The sequence below is a fragment of the Streptomyces sp. NBC_01497 genome (assembly GCF_036250695.1).
Classification (GTDB): domain Bacteria; phylum Actinomycetota; class Actinomycetes; order Streptomycetales; family Streptomycetaceae; genus Streptomyces.
On sequence record NZ_CP109427.1, the window covers coordinates 4744580 to 4757822 of the forward strand.

General features: G+C 74.3%; 9 protein-coding genes and 2 pseudogenes. 5 read left to right on the forward strand and 6 right to left on the reverse strand.

Going from position 1 to position 13243, the window contains the following annotated elements; translation table 11 throughout:
* Positions 1–318: 318 nt before the first annotated feature.
* Positions 319–534 carry a hypothetical protein gene (locus OG310_RS20065; protein ID WP_329457253.1) on the forward strand — a complete coding sequence of 72 codons (216 nt, stop codon included), beginning with the start codon at positions 319–321 and terminating at the stop codon, positions 532–534.
* 208 nt (positions 535–742) lie between these two features.
* On the opposite strand, the gene OG310_RS20070 is transcribed toward OG310_RS20065, so the two are convergent.
* On the reverse strand, positions 743–2389 hold the full coding sequence (locus OG310_RS20070; protein WP_329457254.1) for a DNA repair helicase XPB: 1647 nt from the start codon (positions 2387–2389) through the stop codon (positions 743–745).
* Between the two features lie 182 nt (positions 2390–2571).
* Between OG310_RS20070 and OG310_RS38575 the strand changes: the two genes are divergently transcribed.
* Positions 2572–3615: a VanZ family protein gene (locus OG310_RS38575; RefSeq protein ID WP_443078700.1), complete on the forward strand. Its 1044-nt coding sequence runs from the start codon at positions 2572–2574 to the stop codon at positions 3613–3615.
* A 136-nt stretch (positions 3616–3751) separates the two neighbouring features.
* Here the strand turns inward: OG310_RS38575 and OG310_RS20080 are convergent, their stop codons facing one another.
* On the reverse strand, positions 3752–6331 hold the full coding sequence (locus tag OG310_RS20080) for a helicase C-terminal domain-containing protein (protein ID WP_329460271.1): 2580 nt from the start codon (positions 6329–6331) through the stop codon (positions 3752–3754).
* Between the two features lie 543 nt (positions 6332–6874).
* Here OG310_RS20080 and OG310_RS20085 point away from each other — a divergent pair.
* Positions 6875–7843 (forward strand): hypothetical protein, encoded by a 969-nt coding sequence (locus OG310_RS20085; RefSeq protein WP_329457255.1) that lies wholly within the window; start codon positions 6875–6877, stop codon positions 7841–7843.
* 151 nt (positions 7844–7994) lie between these two features.
* Here OG310_RS20085 and OG310_RS20090 read toward each other — a convergent pair whose 3' ends face one another.
* Genes OG310_RS20090 through OG310_RS20100 form a run of 3 tightly spaced genes read right to left on the reverse strand, consistent with a single transcriptional unit; the run spans position 7995 to position 11325 of the window.
* Complete coding sequence (locus tag OG310_RS20090; RefSeq protein WP_329457256.1) at positions 7995–9065, reverse strand: ABC transporter ATP-binding protein; 1071 nt, start codon at positions 9063–9065, stop codon at positions 7995–7997.
* Positions 9065–10180: a FecCD family ABC transporter permease gene (locus tag OG310_RS20095; RefSeq protein WP_329457257.1), complete on the reverse strand. Its 1116-nt coding sequence runs from the start codon at positions 10178–10180 to the stop codon at positions 9065–9067. Before OG310_RS20095 ends, OG310_RS20090 begins: the two co-directional genes overlap by 1 nt.
* Positions 10177–11325, reverse strand: coding sequence for a FecCD family ABC transporter permease (locus OG310_RS20100; RefSeq protein WP_329457258.1), 1149 nt, complete (start codon positions 11323–11325; stop codon positions 10177–10179). Before OG310_RS20100 ends, OG310_RS20095 begins: the two co-directional genes overlap by 4 nt.
* 171 nt (positions 11326–11496) lie before the next feature.
* Here OG310_RS20100 and OG310_RS20105 point away from each other — a divergent pair.
* Positions 11497–12135: pseudogene (locus tag OG310_RS20105) on the forward strand (HAD family hydrolase); the annotation flags it as partial.
* A 137-nt stretch (positions 12136–12272) separates the two neighbouring features.
* Here the strand turns inward: OG310_RS20105 and OG310_RS38580 are convergent.
* Positions 12273–12458, reverse strand: a pseudogene (locus OG310_RS38580) (hypothetical protein); the annotation flags it as partial.
* 328 nt (positions 12459–12786) lie between these two features.
* On the opposite strand from OG310_RS38580, the gene OG310_RS20110 reads away from it, so the two are divergent.
* A complete protein-coding gene (locus OG310_RS20110; protein WP_329457259.1) occupies positions 12787–13170 on the forward strand; it encodes a cold-shock protein in 384 nt (127 codons plus the stop codon).
* Positions 13171–13243: the final 73 nt, after the last annotated feature.

Genomic DNA, 13243 nt, shown 5'->3' on the forward strand with positions numbered 1-13243 from the left:
TCCGGTTTCCGTCCGGACGGCGGCACTCCACGAAGGAGGCGGGCAAGACGCGAGATTCTAGCCATCGTGCCGACGCGGGGCGAACTCTTTTCCCACGGCGGTCCTGTCCGGCCCGATCGGCGTGCGATGGGCCGCGCTCCGGATCAGTTGCGGGACGGACAGTGATCCCGGAGAACCAGCGTCCGCCCCGTAGGGGATCCGGGGGCCGCGGTATGGGCCTCAGGGCGTACGGCGGCTGCCCTCAAGGGTGAGGGGTCCGGGCCGAGGTTCAGTCCACGGACCGATGTGCCGAGAATGTCCGGAATCCATCATGGAGGTATGAGCGCACACACTCTCACCCCCACGCACGGCGCGACCGCCACCGGCATCGGCGCCCTTTCCCACCCGGGCCACGGCGTCGGCGAGACGTTGCGCGCGGTCAAGGTCTTCGTGGCCACCGCGTTCAACGTGGCCGTACTCGGCGAATACGCCGAGGAGGCCGGCATCCAGCGCCGCCACGCCGTCCCCGCTCCACGTGCTCCACACGGCGACTGACTGACCGGGCCGCGGCCCAGGCGGCGCCGTACCCCCGCAGCCCGCCGCACGCAGCCCGCCGCACGCCGCTCGCCCGACGTCCGCAGCCCGCTGAACGCCTGCGGTGCCCCCGCGTTCGCCGCGCGCGGGACGCTTGTCGTGCCCCGCGCCCGGATCAGCCGGTTTCCGTAACCCCGTGCCCGTCTCCGCTATGCCGTGCCCGGAGGGATCACACCTCGCCGGCGAGCAGATCGTCCGCGTCCATGATCCGGTACGCGTAGCCCTGCTCGGCCAGGAAGCGCTGCCGGTGCGCCGCGAAGTCCTGGTCGATCGTGTCGCGCGCGACGACCGAGTAGAACCGCGCCTCGTGCCCGTCCGCCTTCGGCCGCAGCACCCGGCCGAGCCGCTGCGCCTCCTCCTGGCGTGAGCCGAACGTTCCCGACACCTGGATGGCGACGGTCGCCTCGGGCAGGTCCACGGAGAAGTTCGCGACCTTAGAGACCACCAGCACGGACAGCTCGCCCTGCCGGAACGCCTCGAACAGCTTTTCGCGCTGCGCGTTGCTGGTCTCGCCCTTGATCACCGGTGCGCCGAGGTGTTCGCCCAGTTCGTCGAGCTGGTCGATGTACTGCCCGATCACGAGGGTCTGCTCGCCCTTGTGCTTGCGCACGAGCGCCTCGGTCACCTTCTGCTTGGTGTCCGTCGTGGCGCAGAACCGGTACTTCTCCTCGGTCTCGGCGGTCGCGTAGGCCAGGCGTTCGCTGTCGGTCAGGTTGACCCGTACCTCCACGCAGTCCGCCGGCGCGATGTAGCCCTGCGCCTCGATCTCCTTCCACGGCGCGTCGAACCGCTTCGGCCCGATCAGCGAGAAGACGTCCGACTCGCGGCCGTCCTCCCGTACGAGCGTCGCGGTCAGTCCGAGCCGCCGCCGGGCCTGGAGGTCGGCGGTGAACTTGAAGACCGGAGCGGGCAGCAGGTGCACCTCGTCGTAGAGGATCAGGCCCCAGTCCCGGGAGTCGAACAGCTCCAGGTGCGGGTAGACGCCCTTCCGGCGGGTCGTGAGCACCTGGTATGTGGCGATCGTGACCGGCCGGATCTCCTTCCTGGTGCCGCTGTACTCGCCGATCTCGTCCTCGGTCAGCGAGGTCCGCTTGATCAGCTCGTGCTTCCACTGCCGGGCCGAGACCGTGTTCGTGACGAGGATCAGCGTCGTCGCCTTCGCCTCGGCCATCGCGCCCGCGCCGACCAGGGTCTTGCCCGCGCCGCACGGCAGGACGACGACGCCGGAGCCGCCGTGCCAGAAGTTCTCCACGGCCTGCTTCTGGTAGGGGCGCAGCGACCAGCCCTCCTCGTCGAGTTCGATCGGGTGGGCCTCGCCGTCGACGTATCCCGCGAGGTCCTCGGCGGGCCAGCCGAGCTTCAGCAGGGTCTGCTTGATCTGCCCGCGCTCGGACGGGTGCACGGCGACGCTGTCCGCGTCGATGCGCGGGCCGACCAGCGGCTGCACCTTCTTGGAGCGGAGGATCTCCTCCAGCACGGGCCGGTCCGTGGAGGTGAGCACCAGGCCGTGCGTGGGGTGCTTGGCGAGGGTGAGGCGCCCGTAGCGGGCCATCGTCTCGGCCACGTCCACCAGCAGCGCGTGCGGCACCGGGTAGCGGGAGAACTCCACGAGCGCGTCGACGACCTGTTCCGCGTCGTGTCCGGCCGCGCGCGCGTTCCACAGACCGAGAGGCGTGAGCCGGTACGTGTGGATGTGCTCCGGCGCACGCTCCAGCTCGGCGAACGGCGCGATCGCGCGGCGGCACGCGTCCGCCTGTTCGTGGTCGATTTCCAGCAGCAACGTCTTGTCGCTCTGGACGATGAGAGGTCCGTTCACAGCCGCGCCCTTCCCGTGCTCCGTGCCGATGGCCACCTGTGCGGTACGCCAAACGTCCAGTGTCTCCCATCGCGCGCGGATCCGGGGTGGGTCTCGTGTCGGGACGGTAAGAGACCGTAGACGTACGACGTGTGGTTCCGCGCGCACGGAATGAGCGGGGGCGGCCGGGGCATCCGCAACGCATGACGGCAGAAACGGAATCCACCGTGTCGCAGGATGTCGACGGCGACGAGGTCGCCATGAGGCGAGGGTGGGGCCGTACGGCCTTAAGAGTGCTGATCCTGGTGGTCGCCTTCGCGGCGCTGGTGGCCTTCTCGGTGCTGCTCGCCGAGCTGACCCTGACGCCGTCGCCCGCGTCCCGGGGGATCGCCGGATCCAATCTCCAGCCGGGCCATTCGCTGCGGCAGTACGCCGACGACTACACGTTCCTCGGGGCGTGCAAGCAGGTCGGCGGCAACCTGCTGATCGGGGCGCCGTTCGGGATCATCCTGCCGGTGCTCGTACCGCGCAGGCTGCGCATGGTGCGCGTGGTGCTGCTGACGATGCTCGTGATGGTCCTGGTGGAGCTGGCGCAGGGCGCACTGGTCGAGGGGCGCGCCTTCGACGTGGACGATGTGATCCTGAACACGTCGGGCGCGATCATCGCGTACGCGCTGATCGGCCGGATCATCGGCCACAAGTACCACGCCCTGGCCGAGCCGCGGCCGGTACGGGTGCGGCGCGGGCGGACGTCCCGTCGGACGCCGGAAGCGGAGCCCGCGTCGAAGAGGTCGCTGCCGTGGCGGAAGCCGGACCCGGAGAGCAAGCCCGCCCTGGCGGCGGCGCCCGCCCGGGGCAGGAGGACGGGCCCGGGGAGGACAGCGCCCGCGGCCACCGAGGAATCGGGCTCCACGTGGGGCGTGGTGAAGCGGCGGCTGTCGACGCGGGGTGCGAGGGACGCGGCTCCGCCGGCGGCGAAGCCGAGGGCGCGGAAACCGGCGGCGGCCTCGTCGGGTACCGCGAAGGCGCGGACGACGAAGACGGTCCCGGACAAGGCGCGCACGGCCAAGGCGGGTACCGGGAAGCCGGCAGCGGCGAAGCCGAGGACGCCGAGGCGGAAGTCCGAGCCGGGGCCCGAGGCGGGGACGAAGCCGAAGCCCGGGGCGAAGTCGGAGCTGAAGCCGGCAGCCACCGGCACCGGCACCCAGCGCACGGGCGGGCTGGCCGGGCTGCTCCGACGGCGTTGACCCCGCGTGGGGCGCCAGTGGGGCGCCCAGGGGGATCGGCCGGGCCGGTCGCGGGACGCGGCGGTCAGCGGGCCGCCGGGATCGCGGGCCGGGCCGGTCTTCGTCCCGTACGGCCGCGGGCGGGTGGCCGCGAGGGTCAGGCGGGGTCGTCGGCGAGTTCGGCGACCCCGGTGATCCGGTGCAGCGGATAGGTACGGACCTCGTCGGCCGTGTGGTCGTACGCGGTGACGAAGCCGCCCTCCACCCGGACCGGCGCGATCACCCGCTGGCTGGCCGCGCCCTCGGCGTTGACGTACCCGATCCACAGGGCGGACGCGGTCAGGACCGCCGCCTGGACGGTCGCCAGGGTCTCGGCGGCCGTCGTGCGCGGCGGCTCGCCGGCTGTCGCGGCGGGATCGGGGCCCGGGGCCTGTCCCAGCGGTTTGCGTTCGACGGTGGCGGCCAGGTCACCGGCGCGGATGGCGCGCACGGCCGCCGCGAGCAGCGGCGGTTCGGGGAGCGGCGGCCCGTCCGGTACGGGCGCGGGCGCGGTGCGCGCGGGCGTGCGGTGGGCGTGTGCGCGGGTGACGAGGACATCGCCCTCCGCCGACTCGGCGGCCGGGGCGAACCCCATGGCGCGCAGCCCGTCGAGCAGTGTCGCCGGATCGGCCTGGGCGGCGAGGACGGTCGGCGCGAGGCGCCGCAGCCGCAGGTTCGCCGAGCGCTTGTCGGCGAGGATCTCGCCGAGCACCGCGCCGTCGTCGGACCGTACGTACGCGGACGCCACGCCCACCCGCAGGTGGCCGTGCTTGCGCGCCACGTCGTCGATCAGGTAGCTCAGCGGCTGCGGCACGGGCGTACGGCTGTGGTTGTTGAGGAAGGCGTGCAGATCGGACGCCGACTGCCCGGCGTCCAGCGCGCGCCGTACGGAACCGGGCGTGAAGCGGTAGACCGTGGCGCCGCCCCTCGACTCGATCTCGGCGGCCACGGACAGCAGGTCGGCGAGCGGGCGCAGCAGCGGTCCCGGCGCGACGGCGGTCAGGTCGGCCTGGAGCAGGACGTGGTCGAGCGGTTCTGGCAGCAGCGGGGCGAGGGCGCGGGCGGCGCGTGCGGCCCGCGCGCCGGGCGCGTCGGCACCGGTGTCCGCCGCGGCGACCGTCTCCCTCGCCTGCGCCGCCGCACCACCTGCCGCGTGGGCCGGCGCCGCCGCACCCTCCGTGTCCCGCCCCTGCGTCGCCTCCGCGCCGGTCTCCCGGGACACCGCCGCCTCGTGCGGCGCGTCCGGCTCCCGGGCCGCCTCGGGCAGCAACGCCCTCCCCATCGCGGACAGGGCGCCCCGGCCCGTGATGCCGAGCAGTTCCGACTCGTCCAGCGTCCAGTTCGCGAGCCGGCTGCGCAGATCCTCCGTACGGCCCGTCACCCCGGCGCCCCGCAGCGGGCGTTCCCAGTTCAGCCGGTCCAGCAGCGACGCGCGCGTCGGTGACGTGCCCTCGGGCGGCAGCGCGAGCAGCGCGAGCACCCGGCCGCGCACTTCGGGAGCGGCGCCCCGGTCCAGGTCGGGGCCGAGCGCGGACAGTGTGCGGCCCCTGCTGTCCTGACTGCCCACCAGGCCCGGCGTCCGGGTCGCGGCCAGCCACGCGGTCGCGAGCACCGCCCAGCGCTCGGGGGCGGTCAGCTCCTGCCAGTCGTCGTACGCGGGGGTCGGCGCGTACCGCTCGTCGGCCTCGCCGTCGGCGGCGATCAGCCCGGCGGCGTAAGCGAGTTCGACCCAGAACGCGGCGAGCGGCTCGGTCGTGTCGAGCGCGGCGGCCGTGCGCTTGAGGTCCCGTACGGACAGTCCGCCCGCGCGCAGGACGCCGGGGCCGCCCTCGTTCCAGTCCTTGCCGAGTTCCTCGACGATGTCGAGCGCGGTGAACGCCTGCGCGGCGGCCGCGCTGTCCACGACGGGCGGGGCGTAGACGCCGCGCGGTTCCAGCACGGGCGGCAGCGGTTCCGGCTGCCGGTGCGCCCGTCCGCCGCGCAGATGCAGGGCGACCTCGCGCGGCAGGACGACGGTGCGGGGCGACGCGGGCAGCAGCAGACCCCGGTGGCGGAGCCACTGCACGGGCGGCGTCGAACTCGCGGTGACCTCCCCGTAGGGCGGCCCCCACACGAGCCGGTCCAGTACGGCCAGCGCCTCGCCGGGGGCGGTGTCGAGAAGCTCGGCCATCCGGCGCCGGTCCGTGAACAGGGCGGTCAGGGAGGCGACCGCGGACACCCCGTCGTGGGTGCTCGGCAGCCCCACGGCGGTCAGGATCTCCTGGACACGGCCGGGGGACATGCCGTTGGTGGCCTCGGCGACGGTCGGGCCGAGACCGGTGGGGGAGGGCTGCGAGGCGGACGGGGCGAGGAGTTCGCGGGCCGTACGGACGAGCCGCAGACGGTCCTCGTCGCCCCAGACGAGGGCCTGGTCGCGCAGCGTGTCGAGGGCGACCGGCAGCGCCGCCTCGACGGCCGGGTCGCGGTCGTCGCCCGCGAGGAGGGCGCGCAGCGTCGCCAGCGGGGAGGGCTCGGGCGCCACGGCGAGGGCCTGGGCGGTCTGGAGGGTGAACCGGTCGAGCCGTTCCAGCGCGCGGACCACGGAGGCACGGGTGCCGGCGCGCCCGGCGAGCTGGGAGAGGTCGCTGGGGACGGGCGAGAGCAGGTCGGGGCGGGCCTGCAGCAGCGCGATCAGCGAGGCGTCGCCCCGCGAGCGCAGCGATTCGGCGAGCGTACGGGGCGGTCCGGCGGCACCGCTGCCACGCGCGGCCCGGGCGCCCGCGGGGCCGGAGGAACCGCCGGCGTCCGTGCCGCCGCCGGGCGCGCGGCCGCCCGCCTCGCGGCCTGCCCCGTGCCCTGCTCCGCCGGGTCCTTCCGACACGTGCGCCTCCTCGGTACGGCCCGTTGTCCCATCCGACCCAAGGTAGCCCTTGACGGCGCGGGCGCGGGCCCGCCGTACGGGTCCGCCCTGGTCCGTCGGGGGTGAGCCGGCCCCCGGGCCCGGCCGGCGGTGCGGCGGAGGCGGTGGTGCGCGGGAGGCGGCGGAGCGGTCGTCCGTCGCTCCGGGCGGAGGGTGCGGCGGAGGCGGCGGTGCGGGCCCGCGCTCCGCCGGGCGGAGGTGCGGCGCGGGCGGCGGTCCGACGGCCTGCCCCGGTCGGGGACGGCCCTCGGCCGGGGCAAAGACAAGGGTCCGCGGGACGGACAGCCCGACGCGAGCCGGAGAGCACTGGACGTGCGCTGAGGACTCCGACACCATCACGTGGTGGGGATCGAGAGCGACCAGCTGGTCTTTGACTACCTCAGCCGCGTCGGTGACGTGGCTCATCAGCGACAGATGACCTCCGGCGACCGGATGAGACTCGTGTCGTCGCTGCGCAGCGAGATCGACCGCAGGCGCGGTGACCCGGGCGGGGACACGACCGCGGTGGTCAAACGGATCCTGGGACAGCTGGGGACACCGGAGACGGTCGTCGGTTCCGCGTCAACCGGGGCGGGCGGCCCGTCCGCACCGGTGGGCTCCGGGGGCTCGGGGTACGTGCCCCCGCAGCCCACGTCGGCGCGGCCCGCGCCGACGGGACCGCACCTGGCGGGTATGGACGAGCGGGGCGCGGGCCCGGACACGGCGAACGGCGGCACCACCGACTGGTGGCGGGTGCAGCCGGGGCCCGCGCAGGACGCGATGGGACCGGGACAGATGCGTGTCGGCGGGTTCGTGGGCGGCGTCGAGATCCCGGAGATACTGCGTCCTCCGGGACGTGACGGGGCGTCGGCGGTGCCGCTGACGAAGGCCGTGCCGGGCGTCGCCGGTGGCGGGACGATCGAGGAAGTCGTCGTCGAGGACGAGCCGGCCCGCGGGTGGTGGCGGCGCGGTGGGGTGCGGGGCTCCGGCACGTTCGGCCTGACCAGCCCGTTCCTGCTGCTGACCGCGGTGCTGCTGGTGGTCGGCGCGGTCCTGGGGAACATCTGGGCGCTGCTCGCGGGCTGGGTGTTCGCCTACTTCTCGCGGACGCTGACGAGGAGCGAGGCGAAAGTCGCGGTCTTCTGGCTGCCGGGCGTGTCGGTGGCGGGCGGCATCGTCTGGCTGTGGGGCCGCTTCAACGACCGCTGGGGCACGCCCATCCCGGACGGCACGATGGGGCACGCGCTGTCGGACACCTGGCCGGTGGTGGTGCGGGTCGCCGCGGTGGTGTCGGCGCTGTTCCTGGTGTGGCGGTCACGGCGCGTGCGCTGAGCCGGGCGGTGGCCCGGTGGTCGGGGCGGGGCCGGGGGTCACGGCGGGTTCGCCCGGCCCACGGGGGCCGGCGGCCGGCCGGTGGCACTTGAGGCCCGTACTCCCCGGTGCACCGCCGGATGCCCCGGGGCCCCGGACGGGTCGCCGGATCTCAGCGCGTCGCCGTCCCGGAGCCGGTCCCGGTGCCTGAGCCGGTCCCTGAGCCGGTCCCTGAGCCGGTCCCGGCCGTCGGCCCGGCGGGGCCCGGCAGCCTCGCGCCGGCCGGTGGGGCGTAGGGGGTGCCGGGGATGACCAGGGGGCTGCCGGTGACCGGATCGGGGATGACGACCGCGGTCAGGCCGAACACCTCGCGGACGAGGTCCGCGGTCACCACGTCCGCCGGCCTGCCCTCGGCGACGATGCTGCCTTCCTTCATCGCCACCAGGTGGTCCGCGTAGCGCGCCGCCTGGTTGAGGTCGTGCAGGACGATCACCACGGTCCTGCCGCGCTCGTGGTTGAGACGCCGGACCAGGTCCAGCACCTCCACCTGGTGCGCGATGTCGAGGAAGGTGGTCGGTTCGTCGAGCAGCAGCAGGTCCGTATCCTGGGCCAGCGCCATCGCGATCCACACGCGCTGGCGCTGGCCGCCGGAGAGTTCGTCGACCGCACGGTCCGCGAGATCGGTGACGTTGGTGCGTTCCATCGCGGCCGTGACGGCACGCTCGTCGTCCTCGGACCACTGCTGCCACCAGCGCTGGTGGGGCTGCCGGCCGCGGGAGACCAGGTCGGCGACCGTGATGGCCTCGGGCGCCGTCGGCGACTGCGGCAGCAGACCGATCGACTGGGCGATGCGCCGGGTCGGGACGGATGCCAGTTCCTCGCCGTCCAGCAGTACCGTGCCGGCCCGGGGCTTGAGCAGCCGCCCGAGCGCCCGCAGGGTGGTGGACTTGCCGCACGCGTTGGGGCCGACGATCACCGTGACCCGGCCGTCGGGGATCGACAGGTGCAGATCGCGTACGACCGTCCGGTCGTCGTAGGCGAGGGTCAGCTCCCTCGCCGCGAGCCGGGACGCGGCCTCGGCGGGACGGGCGGCCGTCCCCAGGGGGCCGGACGCGGCCTGAGTGGTGCCGGACGCCGCCGAAGCGGCCTCCGTGGGCCGGGACGCGGCCTCCTGGGACACGACGGCACCGTCCGTGCCGTCGGTCTGATCCGTACCGGCCGTGCCGGTCCCGTGGTCCTTCATCACTTGCCTCCCGTCGCCCGCGCGCCCGTGCCCGCGCCGCTCCGCCGTATCAGCAGCCAGATCAGGTACGGCGCGCCGACGGCCGCCGTCAGTACGCCCACCGGCAGTTCCGTCGGCAAGAACAGCGTCTTCGCCAGCAGGTCGCCGAGCACCACGACGACGGCGCCGGTCAGCGCCGACGTCAGCAGCGGGATCTGGGCCGTGCCGGTGATCCGCCGCGCGATCTGCGGCGCCATCAGTGCCACGAAGTCCACGGGGCCCGCGGCCCCCGTCGCCACCGACGCGAGGACCACGCCGATCACGACCAGGCCGAGCCGTACGCGGTTCAGCCGTACGCCGAGCGCCGTGGCCGTGTCGTCGTCCATCGCGACGGTGCGCTGCGCGTACGCCGCCCACAGGACGGCGGGTGTCAGCACGATCAGCGCGATCAGCATCGGCGTGGCCTCGTCGTACCCGCGCCCGTTCAGCGAGCCGGTCATCCACACCTGGGCCTGCTGGGCGACCAGGACGTCGCCCTTCGTCATGAACAGGGTGATGACGGACTTCAGCGCGATCGAGAACCCGATGCCGATCAGCACGAACCGGGTCGCGTGCAGCCCCCCGCGCCACGCGAAGAGGTAGACGAGGGCCGCCGCCGCGAGTCCGCCGAGGATCGAGAGGTACGGCAGCAGGGTGTACGAGGTGACGCCGAAGGTCAGCGCGCCCACCGTCACGACGCCCGCGCCCTGGCTGATGCCGATGATGTCGGGGCTGGCGAGCGGGTTGCGGGCGACGGTCTGGATCAGCGCGCCGGAGACGCCGAACGCCAGGCCCACCAGCAGCCCCAGCACCAGCCGCGGCTCCCGCAGTGTGCCCACGATCAGCTGGTCGGAGGACTGCCCGCCGCCGAGGACGACCGCGACCACGCGGTCCGGCGAGATGAAGCTGTCGCCGACGCACAGGTACGCCACGCAGATCAGCGCCAGCAGGACCAGCAGGGCGGCCACCGCGAGTGCCGCACGCCGGTGCAGCAGGAACGAGCCCCGGCCCCGGCGGATCACCCCGTAGCCGGCCGGGCGCGCGCCCGGTGGACGTCCCGCCCGGGTCCCGGGTGTGCGGTTCGTGGTGGCGCTCATGCCGGCACCGCCTTCCTGCGCACCAGCGCCACCAGGAACGGCACACCGATCAGCGCCGTCATCACGCCCGCCGGCACTTCGCTCGGCGGGAAGACGATCCGTCCGATCACGTCCGACACCAGCAGCATCACGGGTCCGATCAGCGCGGCCATGGGCAGCACCCACCGGTGGTCCGTGCCGACGAGGGCCCGTGCGATGTGCGGTACGGCGAGTCCGACGAACGCGATCGGTCCGGCCGCGGCGACCCCGCCGCCGACGAGCAGCGTCGCGCCGACGCCGCCGACGATCCGGACGACGGCCACGTTCTGGCCGAGCCCGACCGCCACGTCGTCGCCGAGCGCCAGTGCGTCGAGGCCGCGTGCCACGTACACCACCAGCACCGCGCCCACCAGCAGGAACGGCCACACCTCGCCGGCCACCGAGCCCTGGCGGCCGGTCAGCGAGCCCACCTGCCAGAAGCGGAACTCCTCCAGCGTGGCCGCGTTCGTCGTGAGGATGCCCTGGGTGACGGCGACCAGCAGCGCGTTGATCGCCGCCCCGCCGAGCGCGAGCTTGACCGGGGTCGCGCCGCCGCGTCCCCGTGACGCGATCGCGTAGGCGGCGACGGACGCGGCGCCCGCGCCCGCGAAGGCGAACCACACGTACCCGTCGAGGGTGTGCACCCCGGCGAAGGTGATCGCGAGCACCACGCCGACCGACGAGCCCTGGCTGATGCCGAGGATGCCCGGGTCCGCGATCGGGTTGCGCGTGATGCCCTGGAGGGTCGTACCGGCGAGGGCCAGCGCCGCGCCGACCATGAGGCCGATGAGCGTGCGCGGTACGCGCAACTGCCGTACGACCTCGGCGTCGTCGCTGTGCCCACCGTGCAGCAGCGCGTCGACGGCGGTCATGGGCGGCACGGCGCGCGCGCCGACGGCCAGGCTGAGGACGACCGCGACCGCGAGGGCCGCCACGGCGGCCACCGTCCAGGCCACCCGCCGGGTCAGCAGCGTCCGCTTGCCGCCACCGGTGGACGGGGACGGCGCCGACGGCGCGGGACCCGCGAGGGTGTCCGTGGCCCGGGAGCCGGCCCGGGGCGGGGGCGTGGACGTGCCGGGAGCCTCGTTCTCCGACCCGCCGGGGGTCGGTGGGGCAGCGGCAGACATCGGAACCAATCGGGAGCGGGCCGGAGCCGGCGAAGCGTCAGAGGGGGGAGCGGAGCGGCACAGCGGGGACGAGCGGCGTCACCAGAACCGGAAGGGGCTGGTTAGGCGTGCCTAAGTCTAGCCAGCCGGCTCAAGGGCCCCGCGGCGGCCCGCCCCTGCACAATGGGGGCCATGTCCTCCCGTATCCCGGCCCCGTCACAGGCCGCCCCGCTGACCGTCGGGTTCGATCTCGACATGACCCTGATCGACTCACGGCCCGGAATCCACGCCACCTACCTGGCGCTTTCCGCCGAGACCGGGGTGTACGTCGATGCCGACCTCGCCGTCTCCCGGCTCGGGCCGCCGCTCGATCAGGAGCTGGCCGTGTGGTTCCCCGCCGAACAGATCGCGTCGGTCGGTGACCGCTACCGGGAGATGTATCCCACATTCGCGATCCGGCCGACGCCCGCGACGGCGGGCGCCCGGGAGGCCGTCGCGGCGGTCCAGGCGCTGGGCGGCCGGGCGCTCGTGGTGACCGCGAAGCACCAGCCGAACGCGGAACTCCACCTCGCCCACCTGGACATCAGGCCGGACGCCGTCGTCGGGGGGCTGTGGGCCGAGGCCAAGGCGGAGGCGCTGCGCGCGTACGGCGCCCGGGTGTACGTCGGCGACCACACCGGGGACGTACGCGGTGCCCGGGCGGCCGGTTGCCTGTCGGTGGCCGTGCCGACCGGTCCCTGCGGCGAGGAGGAACTGCGCGAGGCGGGCGCGGACGTCATCCTGAGGGACCTGACCGCGTTCCCCGCCTGGCTCGACGCCTACGCGCGCGGCGCGCTGCCCGGTGCGACGGGAGCACCGGCCGCGGACTCGCCGTCCTCCGTCCCGTCCGGCGAAGCGGCGTCGGCGGCGGGCTCATCCGCGGGCTCGCCGGTCGCGGACGGGGCATCCGACGCGTCGCGCGCGGTCGCGGACGAGAACGATGTCGCCTGACGGCGCTGCGCGCCGATCGACCGCAGGACCCCGGATGCCGCGAGCACGAAGCCGACGGCCATCAGCATGCACACCAGATAGGCGGCCGTCGGAAAGGGCTTGGTGTGCAGGAACAGGGGTGCGATCGTGACCAGCGTGGCCACGGCACCGATGATGAAGAGGATTCCGCCGGCGCGGACGAGTCCGTCGCCGGGGCCCGATCCTTGGTCGCCGGGGCCTGAGGCGTCGGCCGCACCGGCGGCGCCGGTCGTGCCGGATGCAGGAGTAGCAGTCACGGCACCAGGGTAGTTCCCACGCGACGGGGGGTTTCGGCGGTACCGCGGGGCGGCTTCTCCGCAGCGCGACCGTCCGGCGACGTCTTGTCACCGGCCACCGGGCCACTAGCCTTGACGCATGCGGGTCGAAGGGCCCGCCGTGGTGCCCTCTTGCAGTGGTTTTCTCTTGTCACGTGTGCGCGCCAGCGCCCCAACGAGTTCGAGGACGAGGACAGACGTGCCTACCGGCCAGGTCAAGTGGTTCAACAGCGAGAAGGGCTTCGGCTTCCTCTCCCGCGACGACGGCGGCGACGTCTTCGTGCACTCGTCGGTCCTGCCCGCCGGGGTCGACGCCCTCAAGCCGGGGCAGCGGGTGGAGTTCGGTGTCGTCGCCGGTCAGCGCGGTGACCAGGCCCTGTCGGTGACAGTGCTCGACCCGGCGCCCTCCGTCGCGGCGGCCCAGCGCCGCAAGCCCGACGAACTCGCCTCAATCGTCCAGGACCTGACGACGCTGCTGGAGAGCATCTCGCCGACGCTGGAGGGCGGGCGCTACCCGGAGAAGGCACACGGCAAGAAGATCGCCGGCCTGCTGCGCGCGGTCGCGGACCAGTTGGACGTCTGACCGGGGGCCCGCTGAAGCGCCCGCGCTGTGCCGGCCGGAAGGCGCCGGCCGGCCGCGGGCGCCCTCGGTCCGT